General features: G+C 35.1%; 16 protein-coding genes and 1 riboswitch. Of the genes, 6 read left to right on the top strand and 10 right to left on the bottom strand.

What is annotated here, in order from left to right:
- Positions 1-35: 35 nt before the first annotated feature.
- The gene (gene xerD / locus RTY06_RS04390; protein WP_312823103.1) at positions 36-947 is read left to right on the top strand and encodes a site-specific tyrosine recombinase XerD; all 912 of its coding nucleotides are present in this window, start codon (positions 36-38) and stop codon (positions 945-947) included.
- Positions 948-1008: 61 nt separating this feature from the next.
- A complete protein-coding gene (locus RTY06_RS04385) occupies positions 1009-1518 on the top strand; it encodes an NUDIX domain-containing protein (RefSeq protein ID WP_312823102.1) in 510 nt (169 codons plus the stop codon).
- Between the two features lie 75 nt (positions 1519-1593).
- Here the strand turns inward: RTY06_RS04385 and RTY06_RS04380 are convergent, their stop codons facing one another.
- The gene (locus RTY06_RS04380; protein ID WP_312823100.1) at positions 1594-2151 is read right to left on the bottom strand and encodes a thioredoxin family protein; all 558 of its coding nucleotides are present in this window, start codon (positions 2149-2151) and stop codon (positions 1594-1596) included.
- A 24-nt stretch (positions 2152-2175) separates the two neighbouring features.
- A complete protein-coding gene (miaA, locus tag RTY06_RS04375) occupies positions 2176-3075 on the bottom strand; it encodes a tRNA (adenosine(37)-N6)-dimethylallyltransferase MiaA (RefSeq protein WP_312823098.1) in 900 nt (299 codons plus the stop codon).
- Positions 3076-3278: 203 nt separating this feature from the next.
- On the opposite strand from miaA, the gene RTY06_RS04370 reads away from it, so the two are divergent.
- Together RTY06_RS04370 and RTY06_RS04365 are read left to right on the top strand one after the other, a co-directional pair.
- Entirely contained in the window at positions 3279-4436 is a 1158-nt protein-coding gene (locus tag RTY06_RS04370) for a methionine aminotransferase (RefSeq protein WP_312823096.1), read from the top strand.
- 1 nt (position 4437) lies between these two features.
- The gene (locus RTY06_RS04365) at positions 4438-5004 is read left to right on the top strand and encodes a DUF2911 domain-containing protein (RefSeq protein WP_312823093.1); all 567 of its coding nucleotides are present in this window, start codon (positions 4438-4440) and stop codon (positions 5002-5004) included.
- Between the two features lie 56 nt (positions 5005-5060).
- Here RTY06_RS04365 and RTY06_RS04360 read toward each other — a convergent pair whose 3' ends face one another.
- Together RTY06_RS04360 and hutI are read right to left on the bottom strand one after the other, a co-directional pair.
- Positions 5061-5687 carry an HAD family hydrolase gene (locus RTY06_RS04360; protein WP_312823092.1) on the bottom strand — a complete coding sequence of 209 codons (627 nt, stop codon included), beginning with the start codon at positions 5685-5687 and terminating at the stop codon, positions 5061-5063.
- Between the two features lie 253 nt (positions 5688-5940).
- Positions 5941-7167 carry an imidazolonepropionase gene (gene hutI, locus RTY06_RS04355; RefSeq protein WP_312823091.1) on the bottom strand — a complete coding sequence of 409 codons (1227 nt, stop codon included), beginning with the start codon at positions 7165-7167 and terminating at the stop codon, positions 5941-5943.
- Positions 7168-7252: 85 nt separating this feature from the next.
- Here hutI and RTY06_RS04350 point away from each other — a divergent pair, with 85 nt between their 5' ends.
- Positions 7253-7906 (top strand): hypothetical protein, encoded by a 654-nt coding sequence (locus RTY06_RS04350; RefSeq protein WP_312823089.1) that lies wholly within the window; start codon positions 7253-7255, stop codon positions 7904-7906.
- A 46-nt stretch (positions 7907-7952) separates the two neighbouring features.
- Here the strand turns inward: RTY06_RS04350 and metF are convergent, their stop codons facing one another.
- From metF to RTY06_RS04320, 6 genes are all read right to left on the bottom strand, one after another.
- Entirely contained in the window at positions 7953-8909 is a 957-nt protein-coding gene (metF, locus tag RTY06_RS04345; RefSeq protein WP_312823087.1) for a methylenetetrahydrofolate reductase [NAD(P)H], read from the bottom strand.
- A gap of 19 nt (positions 8910-8928) precedes the next feature.
- Positions 8929-11610 (bottom strand): methionine synthase, encoded by a 2682-nt coding sequence (metH, locus tag RTY06_RS04340; protein ID WP_312823085.1) that lies wholly within the window; start codon positions 11608-11610, stop codon positions 8929-8931.
- Between the two features lie 3 nt (positions 11611-11613).
- Positions 11614-12627 (bottom strand): homocysteine S-methyltransferase family protein, encoded by a 1014-nt coding sequence (locus RTY06_RS04335; protein WP_312823083.1) that lies wholly within the window; start codon positions 12625-12627, stop codon positions 11614-11616.
- A gap of 260 nt (positions 12628-12887) precedes the next feature.
- Positions 12888-14054: an O-succinylhomoserine sulfhydrylase gene (locus RTY06_RS04330; protein ID WP_312823082.1), complete on the bottom strand. Its 1167-nt coding sequence runs from the start codon at positions 14052-14054 to the stop codon at positions 12888-12890.
- A 65-nt stretch (positions 14055-14119) separates the two neighbouring features.
- On the bottom strand, positions 14120-15658 hold the full coding sequence (locus RTY06_RS04325; RefSeq protein ID WP_312823081.1) for an ACT domain-containing protein: 1539 nt from the start codon (positions 15656-15658) through the stop codon (positions 14120-14122).
- Complete coding sequence (locus tag RTY06_RS04320; protein WP_312823079.1) at positions 15658-16605, bottom strand: alpha/beta fold hydrolase; 948 nt, start codon at positions 16603-16605, stop codon at positions 15658-15660. The genes RTY06_RS04325 and RTY06_RS04320 overlap by 1 nt, the downstream gene beginning before the upstream one ends.
- Positions 16606-16656: 51 nt before the next feature.
- Positions 16657-16761: riboswitch (SAM riboswitch) on the bottom strand.
- A 172-nt stretch (positions 16762-16933) separates the two neighbouring features.
- On the opposite strand from RTY06_RS04320, the gene RTY06_RS04315 reads away from it, so the two are divergent.
- Positions 16934-17740: a glucose 1-dehydrogenase gene (locus tag RTY06_RS04315; protein WP_312823077.1), complete on the top strand. Its 807-nt coding sequence runs from the start codon at positions 16934-16936 to the stop codon at positions 17738-17740.
- The last annotated feature ends 37 nt before the right edge of the window (positions 17741-17777 follow it).

Below are 17777 nucleotides of genomic sequence, written 5' to 3'. Positions count from 1 at the left end.
CATTTTAAAAAACAATTAAAAAAAAACACACAAATATGAACTGGTCCGAAAAAATAACAGACTTCTCAAATTTTCTAAAATTTGAGAAAAGCTTCTCCGACAACACGCTTGACGCTTACGTTAGAGACATCAAAAAATTAGAAGGTTTTGCTATAACTGATTTAGGTGAAATATCTCCACAAGTCATCAGCTATGAAAACCTTCAGGAATTCATTTATCAACTATCAAAAAAGAAAATCAGCGAACGCTCTCAAGCTAGAAGTATTTCTTCTATAAAAGCTTTTTTCAAATTTCTTTTGGAAGAAGAATATAGAGAAGACAATCCGGCTTCACTTTTGGAAGGCCCAAAATTGGGACTTTACCTTCCTGACACACTGAGCATTGATGACATTGACAAAATCATAGAAAACATACAAAAACACACAGATATTGGAAAAAGAAACCAATGTATCTTGGAAGTATTATATAGCTGTGGATTACGCGTGTCGGAATTAGTAGATTTGAAAATTTCCAATATTAATTTCAAAGAAAGCTACATCATCGTAGAAGGAAAAGGCGAAAAAACAAGATTGGTACCTTTAGCCAAATCTACGGCAGATTACATCCAAGACTATATAAAAAATGTAAGAAGCAATAATAAAATCAATAAAAAATTTGAAGACACCCTATTTCTGAATACCAGAGGAACCAATATGTCTAGAGTAATTGTTTTTATTATCATAAAAGAATTGACCCAAAAAGCAGGCATCAATAAAAACATTTCTCCGCATACTTTCCGACATTCTTTTGCAACACATCTATTACAGAATGGAGCAGATTTGAGATTTATTCAAGAGATGTTGGGGCATAGCAGCATTACAACAACCCAGATTTATACGCATTTGAAAACAGAGGAATTGAGAGATGTGATTATCAAATTCCATCCTAGAAATAGAAAAGTAGTTTAAATATTAAAGCCCACTTAAATATAATCTAAGTGGTTTCTTTTTATTTGATTAATTTTATCCTATGGAAAATTTGAGATTCTGCCCCAAATGTGGTCAGGGAAATTTGCAATGGAATAACGTTTCCAAATGGAGTTGTAACAATTGTGACTTTGTATTATATCACAATACTGCAGCTGCAGTTGCGGTTGTCATACAATGTAAAGATGAATTATTTTTTACTGTTAGAAATCAAGAACCCGGAAAAGGAAAATGGGATTTATCAGGAGGTTTTACAGACCCGAAAGAAACTTCTGAAGAAACTTGCTCCCGCGAGCTAAATGAAGAATTAGGATTAAAAATCAATCCTGAAGAATTCAAATATCTGGGAAGTCAACCAAACATCTATCCTTACAAGAGTATTGATTACAACACTTTGGATTTATTCTACTTGTATGAAGTTGAGGAAAAATTTGAAATCAAATTAGAAGAATCAGAAATCTCCGCAGGAATTTGGGTGAAAAAATCTGAAATCAATTTTGACGAAATCGCTTTCGAGTCACAAAAGCGTTTTCTACAACAATATTTAAAATAAAAGGTTCTCATAAGAACTGTGTTTTTAAGTTAATAAAAAGAAACTCCGGAAAGTAAATTTTCCGGAGTTTTGATTTTATTTCCATTTGATATTACAACCCAAACTCGGTCTTTGGAATTCTTCTTGGTCAGCGCCTGCCAAAAGATTCTCGAAAGCAATAATCAAATCTTCTCCTGTAATTTCTTTCTGATTTCCCGGACGAGAGTCATCCATTTGTCCACGATAAATCAAACTTAGATTTTCATCGAAGAAATAAAAATCGGGTGTACAAGCCGCTTCATAAGCTTTTGCAACATCTTGAGATTCGTCGTACAAATATGGGAATTTGATGTTTCTTTCATCTACAAAATCTACCATTAATTCAGGAGAATCTGCAGGATATCTATTCACATCATTAGAATTAATCCCAATAAATTCAATTCCTTGAGATTTGTAATCCTCGTACAATTCTTCCAATTTATCAATAATATGAAGAACAAACGGACAATGATTGCACATAAAAACAACCAAAGTTCCTTTCTTTCCTTTCAAAGATTCAAGGCTTTGTAATTCGTTATTTTTGGACGGATTAGGAAGTTTAAAATTCGGAGCTTTTGTTCCTAAAGCCAGCATATTCGAAGGTGTATTTGACATCGTTATAATTTATTAATGTGATGATTAATCTAATTGATTCAGCAAAGATAATGCTTCTTGGAGAGAATTATCATAGTTGACCCAATTTACATTCTTCAACTTTCTATTCCACGTTGTTTGGCGTTTTGCATATCGTCTGGAATTTTTCTTAATCTCCGAAACTGCAAAATCCAAATCCCATTCTCCATCAAAATATCGAAACAGCTCCGAATAACCAACGGTTTGTAAAGCGACTTTATCTCTGTCAGCAATCAAAGCTTTTGCTTCTTCCAACAAACCGTTTTCCATCATTTTATCAACTCGAAGATTAATTCTTTCGTAAATGATTTCTCTTGGTGCATTAATACCAATTCTGATGGTTTCAAAATCACGTTTTGCTTTTGGTGTACTAAGATTTTCGGTGTAAGTTTTTCCGGTTTGCCAAATGATATCGATGGCTCTTAATAATCGTCTGGAATTATCTTTATCAACGATTGAATAATATTCCGGGTCAAGTTCTTCAAGTAATTTTTGCAAAGGTTCAATGCCTTCGTTTTCAAAAATAGAAATGAGTTTTTTCTGATTGTCATCATCAGCTATAGGTAAATCATTCATTCCTTCAACAACGGCTTTTTCATACATTCCGCTTCCGCCAACCATTATTGCAACATCTTTTTTGGAGAATATTTCGTTCAATTTCTTTAGAGCTTCTTCTTCATACAATCCAATCGAATAATAATCATTAATACTGATATTGCCTACAAAATGATGCTTCGCTTCTGCCAATTCTTCATCAGTCGGTGTTGCAGTTCCAATTTTCATTTCTTTATAAAACTGGCGCGAGTCGCAGGAAATAATTTCTGTATCGAGATGTTTTGCCAAATCGATTGCCAATCGGGTTTTCCCAATTCCTGTAGTTCCGACGATGGAGATAAGACGTTTCAAAAAGTTAATTTTTGCAAATTTACGAAATGCGAAATTCTTCTTGCATTATATTTTATCGCAAAGGCGCAAAATAATTATCAATTCATTGTTTTTAAGTCGCAAATACAAATATTGGATTTTGCTTCTTTAAATATTTTCGATTAAAAAATAATTGCGCCTTTGCGATAAAAGCAAATCAATAATTACTTATTTTTACAATCAGAATGGCATTCAAATTACCAAACTCCAAACTTCCTGACGTGAAAACGACTATTTTCGCAGAGATGAGCTTATTGGCGCAACAGGAAAACGCAGTGAATCTTTCTCAAGGATTTCCGGATTATCAACCTGATGAGAACTTAATCAAATATCTCGGTGATTTTGCGAAACAAGGTTACAATCAATATGCACCTTTAGCAGGAATCAAAGAACTTCGGGAAGAGATTTCAAGGAAATTCAATCTTCAGTATCAAGTGGATTATCAAGCGGATTCTGAAATTAATATAACTGCCGGAGCAACTCAAGGAATTTTCACGATTATCTCTGCATTTGTGGGAAAAGGCGATGAAGTCATTATTTTTGAACCAGCTTACGACTGTTACGAACCCGCAATTATCTTGAATGGCGGAATTGTAAAAAACGTCAAAATGCTTTATCCTAATTATGAAATTAATTGGAATGAAGTTAAAAATCTGGTTTCCGAAAAAACCAAAATGATTATCATCAACAATCCGAATAATCCTTCCGGAAAAATCCTGAAACAAAAGGATATTGATGAATTAATTTCGATTGTAAAAGACACAGACATCATTATTTTAAGTGATGAAGTTTATGAAAGTATTACTTTTGATAAAAAACCTCATCTGACATTAGCCAAATACCTCGAACTAAAAGAGAGAACTTTTGTCGTTGGCTCTTTTGGAAAATTATTGCACATTACAGGTTGGAAAATCGGTTATGTTTGTGCGCCTTCGGATTTGATGTCTGAGTTTAGGAAAGTTCATCAGTTCAATGTGTTTTGTGTGAACACGCCTGCGCAATTTGCAATTTCTAAATATTTGCACAATGTGGATGATTTCCAAACAATTTCAACATTTTTCCAAACAAAAAAAAATTATCTTAAAAATGCTTTAAAAGAAACACCTTTTCAATTATTAGATTGTGAAGGAACTTATTTTTTATCCGCAAATTTTGGCGCAATTTCTGATAAGCAAGACAAAGATTTTTGCTATTGGCTGACGAAAGAATATAAAGTCGCAACTATCCCTTTTTCTGCATTTTACAAAGATAAAACTGATGAAAAAGTAATTCGTTTTTGTTTTGCAAAAGAACAGGAAACGTTGGACAAAGCCATCGAAAAGTTATTAAAAATTAAAATATAATATGAAAAACCTAATCATCGCAGCTTCTTTATTAGTAGGAGTTAGCGCATTTTCTCAAGCAAAATTAGACCCAGCAAAACTGAATTATTTTTCAGCTGATGCAAGTCCAATGGATGCTGCTTATTTTCCAATTCAAGTGACGTCTTCAAAGTCAGACGCTCCAAAAGTAAAAGTCGTTTATTCTCGTCCGCAGAAAAAAAACAGAGTTGTTTTTGGTAACTTGATTAAGTATGGGGAAATCTGGAGATTTGGAGCGAATGAAAATTCTGAAATCAAATTCTACACGCCAGTTGTAATTGGTGGAAAAGAAATTCCTGCTGGAACTTATAGTATTTTCGCTATTCCGTTTGAAAAAGAATGGACAATTGTTCTAAATTCTGAAATCGATAAGTGGGGAGCTTATTTCTATGACAAGAGTAAAGATGTTGTGAGATTCAATGTTCCGGTTGAAAAAACTTCATCACCAATTGAATATTTTTCTGTGACGTTTGTACAGACAAAAACCGGAGCAGATTTGTACGCTGGATGGGATAATTCTCAGGTTAAATTCCCAATTGAGTTCAAGTAATTTCTCGAAATTTATAATAAATGAAGCCTTATCAGATTTTGATAAGGCTTCTTCTTTTAAAACTTGATTGAAAGTAATTCTTCAAAGTTTTGAATTTCGATTTTAGGATTTTCGATTGTTCCAAAACCATATGCGGCGTAAATAAAATCAACGCCAGCTTTTTCGGAAGATTCTTTGTCCCAAATTGTATCTCCAACATAAACCGGATTTTGAAGATTATTTCGCTCAACAATCAATCTGATATTTTTATCTTTGGGTAAACCGGCATTTCCGTAACATTCAAAATCCTCAAATAAATCTTTAAAACTAAAAAACTCGATGAAGTTTTCTATGTAACCTTTCATACAATTGCTGACGATGAAAAGTCTGTAATTTTTATTTAATTGTTCTAAAGTTTCTTTGACTTTGGGAAACAATTCACCTCCAAATTCCTTAAGATAATCGCTTTCTTTTTTTGCATAAATCTTTTCAAACTCCTGCAATTTTTCTTTTGGAATAAAACTGAAATGCTGAGCAAAAATGTCATCCATTTTCATCCCAGAAAAATCTCTGACGGTTTGTGAAGTGATTTCAATATCAAATCCAAAGTCTTTTATACTTTCATTAAAAGCTTTGGAAACTGTTTCGGAAGCATTCCAAAGTGTTCCGTCTAGGTCAAAAATAATACTGTCTCTTTCTTTCATTATAAAATTCTTTTCTTTATAAATATTTATTTTTTTAATAATTAGAACTATCTCTCGAATTAATTTGAACAATGAAAAAAAGATTAAACCTATATTTAAAATAACAATTCCTGAAATTAAAATATCTTGAGGGTTTATGATATCATCTCCAACTCTTTTAGTCATAACAGTAAAAATCCAAACAATACTGAGATAATATAATAATCCTAAAAGAGAGAATGTCCATATAAGATAAGTGATTATCTTTTCATATTTATAAAATTTTCTCTCCATTAATATAAACTTGATTGGGCAAAAGACTCCCTTGATGATAAAGAATATTTTGGAAATTATCGGTATTGTAAGTGATAAAATCTGCTTTTTTACCTTCAGCTAAAATTCCTCTATCTTCTAAATCCAAAGCAAACGCTGCTCTAAAAGTAATTGCAGATAAAACTTCCGCCGTTGTCAACTTCTGATAAGTTGCTAAAATCGAAGCTTGAGTCACGAGATTTCCCATTGGTGCAGAACCGGGATTCCAGTCGGTTGCGATGGCAAGAATTCCGCCTTTGTCAAGGATTTTTCTAGCGGGAGAAAATGGTTCACCAAGACCTAAACTTGCACCGGGTAAAGCAATTGCAACTGTATTTGAATTAGCTAAAAACTCAATATCTTTATCAATTGTTGCCTCCAAATGGTCAGCAGATTTTGCACCGACCTCAACAGCAATTCTAGAACTTCCAGCCGTGAATTGGTCTGCGTGAACTGTAATTTGAAAACCTAATTCTTTTGCTTTTTCAAGAAACATTTTGCTTTCCTCAGGTTGAAACGCTGATTTTTCTATGAAGATATCAACTCGATTTGCGAGGTTTTCTTCTTTTACTTTTGATAGAATTTCATCCAAAATATAATTGAGATATTCCTCGGAAGTACCTTCAAAATCTTTTGGTTTGAGATGGGCAGAAAGACAAGTGGGAACTAAGGTTACTTTAGTTTTTGCCTGAGCTTTTTTGATAGCTCGCAACATTTTGAGTTCCTCTTCAACATTTAATCCATAACCACTTTTTATTTCAATCGTCGTAATACCTTGTTTGATAAGTTGATTAACTCTTTTAAGAATTCCTTCAACTAATTCTTCTTCAGAAGAGGCTCTTGTATGTTTTACAGAACTCCAGATTCCACCACCGGATTCTGCAATTTCTAGATAGGTTTTTCCCGCGTTTCGCATTGCAAAATCATTAGAACGATTTCCTCCAAAACAAATATGCGTATGTGCATCCACAAAAGCTGGAATTGCAATTTGCTCACCTTTAATAAAATCAATTTCTGAATCTGGAAATTGCTGTTTTAAAGAATCAAAATCACCCACTTTTTGAATGATTTCATTTTCTGTAATAATTCCTCCATTGGAAATGATTTCTAAAGATTCGTCCTGGAGTTTTCCTTTTAATGGAAGATTATTGAGTGTTACGATTTGTGTGAAAGGACCAGTTAAGTTCATATTAAATCTTATGTTGTAAAAATAACGATAACTTTATATTTTCTATCTATTATAAATTGTACTTTTATAAAAATTTTAAAAACCTATGAAAATAATTATTGCAAATATTGCTATTATATTAAGCACTTCGTTTTTTAATGCACAGCAGAATTATAAAATGTTTACTGGTCCTCTTGCTTCAATCAATAAAGATTATGAAAAAGCAGAACATAATGTAATAGGCACCCCTTATTCCAACCTTAATTTTCTCTCTGCAACAATTGGAGAGTCACAGGATTCTTTACCAATTCGTTATGATGCTTATATAGATCAAGTTGAAACTCTCGTTGACGATAAAGTATATGAACTTCCAAAAAATGAAAAATTTGCAACGTTAAAATTTAAAGGATCAAATATCACTATTGTTTATTTAAAAGAAGACAATGGTTATTTTTTTCGATTAGTTGATGGCAAAAATCAATTATTAAAAAAAGAAAAAGTGAAAGTTGAAGTAGTTAAACCTTCAATTGAACCTAACTCCACAATAAAGGACGGTTATTCTAAATTTGAAAGAGTAAATCCTACATACTTTATTAAAAATGAAAAAAATTTAATTAAGATCCCAAAAAATGAGAAGGAATTGATGAGTAATTTTCCAGAACAAAAGAATGAAATTGAAAATTTTATTAAAACAAATAAAATTAAAATAAAGCAAGAAGAATCAATGATTAAATTAGTTAAGTTCTTAAATAGTCTTTAATTTCATTAAACATAAAAAAGAGGTGCAAATTACACCTCTTTTTGTCTTAAAATACTTCTCTTCCTATTTTGAGAATATTATCACTTTTCCCCATCGAGTAAAAGTGCAGAACAGGAATTCCAAAGTCTAAGAGTTCTTTGCTTTGGTTGATTGCCCATTCTATACCAACTTCACGAACATCGTTATTGGTTTTACATTTCAAGACTTCATTGATTAAAGCTTCAGGCAAATCGATTTTGAAAACCTGTGGTAACATTTGCAAATGCGTTTTTGTAGCAATTGGTTTGATACCCGGAATAATCGGAACATCAATCCCAATTTCTCTAGCTTGCTTTACGAATTCAAAGAACTTTTGATTGTCAAAAAACATTTGAGTAACGATGTAATCAGCACCTGCTTCCACTTTTTTCTTCAACATTTGAAGGTCATAATTCATAGAAGGCGCTTCGATATGCTTTTCAGGATAACCTGCAACGCCGATGCAGAAACTGTTGTCCACATCAGACTCTATCTTGCCGTGCAGATATTCTCCAATTCCCAAATCGTGAATTTGTTTAACCAAATCTGAAGCATATTTATGCCCTCCTACAGACGGTTCAAAATATTTTTCGCCTTTCATTGCATCGCCTCGTAAAGCAACAATATTATTGATTCCCAAATACATACAATCCACCAAAAGATATTCGGTTTCTTCTTTTGTAAATCCACCGCAAAGTACGTGTGGAACGGTATCAACATTATATTTATTCTGAATTGCCGAGCAAATCCCTAACGTTCCAGGACGCATTCTTGTGATTTTTCGCTCCATCAAACCGTTTCCTCTTTCCAGAAAAATGTACTCTTCTCGAGAAGTTGTAACATCTATAAATGGCGGTTTGAACTCCATCAACGGGTCAATATTTTTATATAAATCGGCAATTCCCACTCCTTTTTGTGGAGGAACAATTTCAAATGAGAAAAGTGTTTTGCCGTTGGCGTTTTTTATATGGTCAGTAATTTTCATTCAATAATTTTAAATAATATTAATCCGCAAGATTAGGAGCTAGCCATTTTCTGGCATAATCCAATTCAACATCTTTTCTTTCAGCAAAATCTTTCAATTGGTCTTCATCAATTTTTCCAACTCCGAAATATTTTGATTTTTCGTTCCCAAAATAATAACCAGAAACCGCTGCTGTTGGCCACATTGCAAGACTTTCAGTTAAAGTCACTCCGATTTTCTCATCCACCTTTAGTAAATCCCAAATCGTCAATTTTTCCAAATGGTCAGGACAAGCAGGGTAACCCGGAGCAGGACGAATTCCAAGGTACTTTTCTTTAATTAATTCTTCGTTATCCAAAGTTTCATTTTCAGAATATCCCCAATATTCGGTTCTGACTTTTTTGTGAAGATATTCGGCGAAGGCTTCTGCAAAACGGTCTGCCAACGCTTTTACCATAATCGCATTGTAATCGTCATTCTGGTCTTCATATTCTTTTGCTAATTCATCAGCTCCAAAACCTGTACAAACGCAGAAAGCTCCGATATAATCTTGTTTTCCAGAATTTTCAGGCGCAATAAAATCACTTAAAGCAAAATATTCTTTGCCCTCCGATTTTTTATGTTGTTGTCTTAAAGTTCTGAAAGTTGAAATCACATTCTGATTGTCATCATAAACCAAAATATCATCCTGTTCATTTGCATTAGCAGGGAAAATTCCGAAAATACCTTTTGCAACAAAACTCTTTTCTTTCAGAATTTTCTTGAGCATTGTCTGCGCTTCATTGAATAAAATCGTCGCTTGTTCTCCAACCACATTATCAGTTAAAATCTCAGGAAATTTCCCGAATAATTGCCAGCTTCTGAAAAACGGAGACCAATCGATAAATTCAACTAAATCATCCAGATTTTGGTCTTCGATAATTGTAATTCCTAATTTTTTTGGTGTTGGAATAATTTCATTTTCCCAATCGATTTTGAATTTTTTCTCACGTGCTTCTGCAATCGGAACATATTCTTTGTCAACTTGTCGGTTCAGGAATTTTTCACGGAATTCATCATAATCCTTTCTGATTTCTAAAGCATAAGCATTAGATTTATCGTGATTCAAAAGTGCACTCACCACACCAACCGCTCTGGAAGCGTCATTCACGTGAACGACGGTATTGGAATATTTAGGTGAAATTTTAACGGCTGTATGCGCTTTGGAAGTGGTTGCGCCACCTATCAGCAAAGGAAAACTCAGGTTTTTACGTTCCAGTTCGTCTGCAATGTGAACCATTTCGTCTAAACTTGGTGTAATCAATCCACTTAATCCAATCACATCCACTTTTTCATCAATCGCAGTCTGAATAATTTTCTCGGCAGGAACCATTACTCCTAAATCCACAATTTCATAATTATTACAACCCAAAACTACACTCACAATATTTTTCCCGATATCGTGAACATCGCCTTTTACAGTTGCCATAAGGATTTTCCCGTTAGATTTTTGAGTTTGGTCTTTTTCCGCTTCGATGAAAGGCTGAAGATAAGCAACAGCTCTTTTCATTACTCTCGCAGATTTTACAACCTGAGGCAGAAACATTTTTCCACTTCCGAAAAGGTCGCCGACAACGCCCATTCCATTCATTAGATTAATTTCGATAACATCAAGCGGACGTTTTGAAGTTTTTCTAGCTTCCTCGGTATCTTCTTCTATAAAACGATCGATTCCTTTGACTAAAGCGTGTGTAATTCTCGATTGTAAATCCTGTTCTCTCCAGCTAAGGTCTTCGGTTTTTTCTTTTTTGGTTGATTTATGTTTTTCGGAATAATCGAGAAGTTTTTCTGTCGCATCGTCTTTTCTATCGAGCATTACATCTTCCACCAATTCCAACAAATCTTTCGGAATTTCATCGTAAACTTCCAACATTGTTGGATTTACGATCCCCATATTCATCCCCGCTTTTATGGCGTGGTAAAGGAAAACAGAATGCATCGCTTCTCTCACAGAATCATTTCCACGGAACGAAAATGAAACATTGGAAACACCGCCACTTACGGACGCATTCGGAAGATTGGTACGAACCCAGCGAGTTGCCTCGATAAAATCAATAGCGTTTCTACGGTGTTCATCCATTCCTGTCGCAACAGGAAAAATATTAAGATCAAAAATAATATCTTCCGAAGGAAAGCCTACTTGGTTCACCAAAATATCATAAGACCTTTTGGAAATTTCGATTCTTCTTTCGTAATTATCAGCTTGTCCAACCTCATCAAAAGCCATAATAATCGCCGCTGCACCATATCTTTTAATCGCTTTTGCCTGCTTGATGAATTCTTCTTCACCACCTTTTAAACTGATAGAATTCACAACAGGTTTTCCTTGAACCACTTGCAAACCAGCTTCTAAAATTTCCCATTTTGATGAATCAATCATAATCGGGATTCTGGCAATATCTGGTTCGGAAGCAATAAGATTCAGGAATCTGACCATTGCATTTTTCCCGTCCAGAAGTCCGTCATCCATATTGACGTCGAGAATCTGAGCACCGCCTTCCACCTGATTTCTGGCAATATCGAGTGCTTCAGAATATTTTTCTTCTTTGATTAATCGAAGAAATTTTTTGGAACCGGCAACGTTGGTTCTCTCTCCAACATTGATGAAGTTGGATTCGGGAGTTATAATTAAAGGCTCGAGGCCTGATAATTTCAGATATTTTCTTTTACAATCTGTTTCCATAAATTATTCACTAATTGCCGATAATTTTCTCGGCTGGTAAGTTTGCACCAAATCAGCAATCGCTTTGATATGGTCTGGCGTTGTTCCACAACAACCTCCGATAATATTGATTAAAGCTTTGTCCACATACTCTTTGATTTGCTCCGCCATTTGCTCGGCAGTTTCGTCGTACTGACCGAAAGCATTCGGTAAACCGGCATTTGGATAAGCAGAGATTCCGAAATCGGTGTGATTGGCAAGAATTTCCAGATAAGGCGTCAATTGTTTCGCTCCTAAAGCACAGTTGAAACCAACACTTATCAAATCCATATGTGAAACCGAAATCAAAAATGCGTCCGCAGTCTGTCCGCTCAACGTTCTTCCAGAAGCATCGGTAATCGTCCCCGAAACCATAATCGGAATGGTTATATTTCTTTCTTCTCGGATTTCGTCAATGGCAAACAATGCCGCTTTTGCATTCAAAGTGTCGAAGATTGTCTCAACTAAAAGAATATCAGAACCTCCGTCTAGCAAAGCTTCTGCTTGTTGTTTGTAAGCGATTCTGAGTTCGTCAAAAGTAATAGCTCTATAACCTGGGTCATTGACGTCCGGACTAAGACTCGCCGTTCTATTGGTTGGTCCGATGGAACCTGCAACAAATCTTGGCTTATCAGGATTTTGGGCAGTAAATTCATCGCAGACTTTTTTAGCAATTTTAGCCGATTCATAATTAAGTTCGTAAACCAAATCTTCCATATGATAATCTGCCATCGCAATGGTAGTCCCGGAAAATGTATTAGTTTCGATAATATCCGCACCTGCTAAAAGATATTTTCTGTGAATTTCTTCAATCGCTTCCGGTTGAGTCAGAGATAACAAATCGTTATTTCCTTTGAGTGGAGATTCCCAGTCTTTGAATCGCTCACCGCGATAATCTTCCTCGGTGAAATTGTAGCGCTGAATCATCGTTCCCATTGCTCCGTCGAGAATGAGAATGCGTTCACCCAATGCGTTATATAATTGTTCTGAATTTTTCATAATTCATTTCTTTTTCTAATGTACCATCGGTTTTACCGACGGCTACTGATATTGAATCTTTCGGATTCTTCGTTTTTTTCGTTGATAGGAAGATAAAACCTCAACATAGCCCCGATGGTAGCGGCATCCTTTTTTGTTTTTTTTGGATTCTTAGACAAGTTCAGAATGACAAATGTTGTAAAAACAAAAAAGATATAGCGGACAGCGGGTTGGAATCTTGTTTCGGAGTTGAAAACTTATTGCTCCTAATTCCGATTCCGTTAGTCTAAAGCCTGTTTCAAATCGTTGATAATATCATCAATATTTTCCAAACCAACAGAGCAACGCACCAATCCGGCAGTGATTCCAACCTCGTTTCTTTCTTCATCAGAAAGTTTGGAATGCGTTGTGGAAGCAGGATGCGTAACAATCGTTCTGGTGTCGCCCAAGTTGGCGGAAAGGGAACACATCTTAATTCTGTTCAGGAAATTTCTACCACCTTCGATTCCGCCTTTGATTTCGAAAGCCACGATGTTTCCGCCTAATTTCATTTGCTTTTTAGCGATTTCGTGGCTTGGATGGGATTTTAGGAACGGATATTTTACCAATTCTACGTTCGGATGATTTTCTAAAAACTCCGCAACTTTCAATGCATTCTCGCAATGTTTTTCTACACGAATCGCCAACGTTTCCAAACTTTTGCTCAAAACCCAAGCGTTGAAAGGCGACATTGCCGGACCTGTGTTTCTCGCAAACAAATAAATCTCACGAATCAAATCTGCTTTTCCAACGGCAACTCCGCCAAGAACACGACCCTGACCATCAATCAGTTTTGTTGCTGAGTGTACCACGATATCAGCTCCGTATTTAATTGGCTGTTGCAAATAAGGCGTTGCAAAACAGTTGTCAACGATGAAAATCAAATTATGTTTCTTAGCAATCTGACCGAAAAATTCCAAATCTAAAACTTCAATTGCAGGATTTGTCGGTGTTTCTAAATACAAGATTTTTGTATTTGGTTTGATGTATTGTTCTACGTTTTCAGCATCTTCTGCTTTGAAATATGATGTTTCAATATTCCATTTTGGGAAATATTTTGTGAACAAAGTGTGCGTGGAACCGAAAACCGATTGGCAACTCACAATATGGTCGCCAGCATCAAGCAAAGTTGCAAATGTAGAATAAATCGCCGCCATTCCTGTTGCAAAAGCATAACCAGATTCTGCGCCTTCCATTTTTACAATCTTATCTACAAATTCTGTAACGTTGGGATTGCTGAAACGGCTGTAAAGATTCTTGTCTTTTTCTTCTGCAAAGCTCGCACGCATATCTTCTGCATCTTCGAAAACGAAGCTTGACGTGAGATATAACGGTGTGGAATGTTCGTCAAACTGAGTTCTTTCGGTTTGAGTTCTTATGGCTAATGTTTCGAAATTTTGGTTTTCCATTTGTCTGCTATTTTCCATAGGTTTCACCTACGGCTATTTTGGTGAACTCTTCGAGTTCGTTGATTTTATTTTGTTTCGCTGAGTCTTAAAATATCTCCGAAAACACCTCTTGCGGTTACTTTTGCTCCGGCTCCTGCTCCCATAATTACGATTGGATTTTCACCGTAACTTTCTGTGTAAATTTCGAAAATAGAATCCGAACCTTTTAGTTGTCCAAGTGCAGAATTAGCCGGAACAGAAATTACTTTCACATCCAATTCTCCTTTTTCTTTTTGCAAATCTCCGTGCAAATCTCCGACGTATCTTAAAACATAGCCTGGCTCTTGCTTTTCTTTAATTTTTTGATATTCGTCGTCTAATTCCTCCAATCTTGAAAGGAATTCTTCTTTAGAAACTGACAACAAACTTTCAGGAACAAGATTCTGAATATTAATATCTTCAAATTCATTAATCAAATCTAATTCTCTTGCTAAAATCAAGAGCTTTCTTGCAACATCATTTCCTGATAAATCTTCGCGCGGGTCTGGTTCTGTGTAACCTTTTTCTAAAGCTTCGTTGATAATCGTTGAAAATTTGTCATTACGAAGCGAAAAATTATTGAAAACATAACTCAAAGTTCCGGAAAAAACACCTTTGATTCTTGTAATGTTTTCGCCTGAAAGATGCAATAATTTAATGGTGTCAATCAAAGGTAAACCTGCGCCGACATTGGTTTCGTAGAGATATTTCTTTTTGTTTTTTTCTAATAATTTTCTGAAATTTCGGTATTCAGAGATTGGTAATGTATTATATATTTTATTAGAACCTACAATATCAAATCCGTTATCTACAAACGTTGGGTAATGCTTCACAAAATCTTTGCTCGCCGTATTATCCACCATTACAAGATTTTCCAAGTGATGTTCTTTTGCAAAATCTATCAAAGCTTCTATGCTAGAATCTGTTGTAGAATATTTGATTTTCTGTCTCCAATCGCTTGCGAAACCAGCTTTGTTAAAGGCAATTTTTCTTGAGTTCGCAATCGCAACAATTTTTAAATCCACTCTTTTACGATTCAGAATATCATAAGCCGAATCCAAAATCTGCTCCACCAAAGTTCCACCAACATTCCCGTGACCAATCAAAGCCAGATGAACTGTTTTTGGTTTCCCGTAGATTTCGGTTTCGATGATATTTTTTGTGATTTCTGTTTGATTCCCGGTTACGACGATATTTACTCTTCCCGCAGAAGCAATTTGACTTAGCAACAAAGGATAAATCTTATTTCTCTGAAGCTCCGACAAAATCTTATTATAATTATCAGAAACAAATCCGATAACACTAAGATTTTCAACACTGTAAATATTGCTCACGTGTCCTTTTGCCTTCTCTTTTTCAAATTCTTTATTCAGAAAATCAACTGCATCCGAAGCGTCATTCTCATCCACAAGAACAGAAATTCCGTTTTCAATCGCTTGTTGGGAAATTACTCCAACACTGATTCCTCCTCCATTCAAAGCCTGAAAAATACGTGAATCCACGCCAATCTGTCCAAGAAAATCCTTTCCTTCGAAATTCACCAAAGCTTTGTTTCTATAAATATTAATTGTGTTCTTGTCTGTCATCAGTTCAAAAAAATTGGTTTTAAAATTGTGTTCAATTGCTCATATTCCATTAGAAAAGCATCGTGCCCGTGAATGGAATTAATCTCGTGATACTGAACGTTTTTGTTTTTATTTTGTAAAAATTGGTAAGTATTTTTAATCTCAAAAGCAGGATAAAAAAGGTCTGAATCTACTGACACCAAATGGATTTCTGAATTGATATTCTCCAATTCATTTTCCTTTCCGTTGATGTTCATCAGAAGATGATTAACGAGTTTATAAGCTTTTAAACTAAATCTTTCGTTTAATCTGTTTCCGTGAAAGTTGAGCCAGTCGTGAGACTTCAGAATTTGTTTTTCAGAATCGATTTCTCTATTGAATCTTAAGTTAAGAGATTCAGGCGTTCTGTAACACAACATTGCGTGAACTCTGGCTTTTTCAAGAGGTTTGTCTTCTGATTCCAAAAGAAATTTCTGAACCAGACATTGAGAATGTAACCAATCCGATGTTTTGAAATCTGTCGCAATCGGGATGAATTTTTCTGCTAAATTATTTTGCAAAGTCAGCATTTCCCAACCGATTGAACCTCCAACAGAACCACCAACTAATGCGAAAAGTTTTTCAATTTTAAGATTTTTCAACCCTTCAAGAAAAATAGATGCAATATCCTGAGCTGTGAAATCTTCGTAATTATCAATGAAAAATCCATCAAACCCATTTCCGGGAATATTGAAAGAAATAATTGTAAATCGATTGGTATCAATTATTTTCTCTTCCCCAACCAAAGATTTCCACCAGCCATTTTCTCCCGCAACATCAGAATTTCCTGTCAATGCGTGATTGATTAAAACAATCGGAGCTGAATACAGTTCTTTTCCAAAAAGCTGATAGCTTAATGGAATGTCGAGAACTTTTCCGTTCTGAGTCGTGAAGTTATTAAGGTTGATATGTTGTAGCTCGTTTTTCAATTTTGATAAAATTAAATTGAAAATGCTACAGGGAAATGTAGAAAAATGTCTGGGTTATCTTTTCCGCCATTGCGGATAGAATTTAGCACCTTCTTCGTTTCCGAAGGGTTGCCAAGGTTTCACAGAGTCTAATCTCTCCACCTTTCTCGATAACATTTTCAATATGTAAATGAACAAATCTGACCGCAAAGATAGACAAGAAATTGCATTAGTTCCAAATTGTATGAAAATTTCTCTACATCAATTTTTTGTTAACAATTAATTGTAAGATATTTATAATGGCAATTATGTATAATATTTGCTTAGAAAAAATCACAAAATTTGAAAAATGGACATTAATCTAAATAAGCAAGTTGCTATTGTTACTGGCTCTAGCAGTGGAATAGGAAAAGGAATTGCTATCAGTTTGGCAAAATCCGGAGCAATCGTTATCATCAATCATTCATCTGAACATTCTCGTCCCGAAGCGGAAGAAACTTTGAAAACCATTGAAGAAAACGGAGGCGAAGGTTTGATTATTCAATGTGATGTAAGTAAGGAAGACCAAGTTTTGGCAATGTTCCAAGCGACTATTAATAAATACGGAACTGTAGATATTCTCATTAATAATGCAGGCTTACAACAAGATGCGCCTTTTGTAGAAATGACGCTTGCTCAATGGCAGAAAGTAATTGATGTGAATCTGACAGGACAATTCCTTTGCTCAAGAGAAGCGATTAAGGAATTCCTGAAGCGAGGAATGACAGAAAAATCCTGCGCGCTTGGAAAAATCATCAATATCAGTAGTGTTCACGAGACTATTCCGTGGGCCGGACACGCGAATTATGCTTCCAGTAAAGGAGCGCTTAGAATGCTGATGCAAACGCTGGCTCAGGAATACGGGAAACAAAAAATTCGTGTGAATAATATTTGTCCAGGCGCCATTCAAACTCCTATTAACAAATCAGCTTGGGATAATCAAAAATCTCTGGATGCGCTAATGACGCTGATTCCGTATGATAGAATCGGGCAACCGGAAGACATTGGAAATTTAGCCGTATTTTTGGCGAGTGATTATTCGGATTATATTACAGGTGCGAGTATCTATGTAGATGGCGGAATGGCGAGTCTGGAGAGTTTTGCGGATAACGGGTAATTAATTATTAATGATGAATTATCAATTATTAATGGTT

It is taken from the genome of Epilithonimonas sp., from assembly GCF_032055105.1.
Taxonomy (GTDB): domain Bacteria; phylum Bacteroidota; class Bacteroidia; order Flavobacteriales; family Weeksellaceae; genus Epilithonimonas.
This window is presented reverse-complemented; position numbering and strand designations above follow the sequence as displayed.

Bases quoted from the DNA above. Each gene is read 5' to 3' on its own strand.
- xerD (WP_312823103.1), top strand. From the start codon at position 36: ATGAACTGGTCCGAAAAAATAACAGACTTCTCAAATTTTCTAAAATTT.
- RTY06_RS04330 (WP_312823082.1), bottom strand. From the start codon at position 14,054: ATGGAAAACCAAAATTTCGAAACATTAGCCATAAGAACTCAAACCGAA.
- RTY06_RS04385 (WP_312823102.1), top strand. From the start codon at position 1,009: ATGGAAAATTTGAGATTCTGCCCCAAATGTGGTCAGGGAAATTTGCAA.
- hutI (WP_312823091.1), bottom strand. From the start codon at position 7,167: ATGAACTTAACTGGTCCTTTCACACAAATCGTAACACTCAATAATCTT.
- RTY06_RS04380 (WP_312823100.1), bottom strand. From the start codon at position 2,151: ATGTCAAATACACCTTCGAATATGCTGGCTTTAGGAACAAAAGCTCCG.
- metH (WP_312823085.1), bottom strand. From the start codon at position 11,610: ATGGAAACAGATTGTAAAAGAAAATATCTGAAATTATCAGGCCTCGAG.
- RTY06_RS04315 (WP_312823077.1), top strand. From the start codon at position 16,934: ATGGACATTAATCTAAATAAGCAAGTTGCTATTGTTACTGGCTCTAGC.
- metF (WP_312823087.1), bottom strand. From the start codon at position 8,909: ATGAAAATTACTGACCATATAAAAAACGCCAACGGCAAAACACTTTTC.
- RTY06_RS04350 (WP_312823089.1), top strand. From the start codon at position 7,253: ATGAAAATAATTATTGCAAATATTGCTATTATATTAAGCACTTCGTTT.
- RTY06_RS04365 (WP_312823093.1), top strand. From the start codon at position 4,438: ATGAAAAACCTAATCATCGCAGCTTCTTTATTAGTAGGAGTTAGCGCA.
- RTY06_RS04360 (WP_312823092.1), bottom strand. From the start codon at position 5,687: ATGAAAGAAAGAGACAGTATTATTTTTGACCTAGACGGAACACTTTGG.
- RTY06_RS04325 (WP_312823081.1), bottom strand. From the start codon at position 15,658: ATGACAGACAAGAACACAATTAATATTTATAGAAACAAAGCTTTGGTG.
- RTY06_RS04335 (WP_312823083.1), bottom strand. From the start codon at position 12,627: ATGAAAAATTCAGAACAATTATATAACGCATTGGGTGAACGCATTCTC.
- RTY06_RS04370 (WP_312823096.1), top strand. From the start codon at position 3,279: ATGGCATTCAAATTACCAAACTCCAAACTTCCTGACGTGAAAACGACT.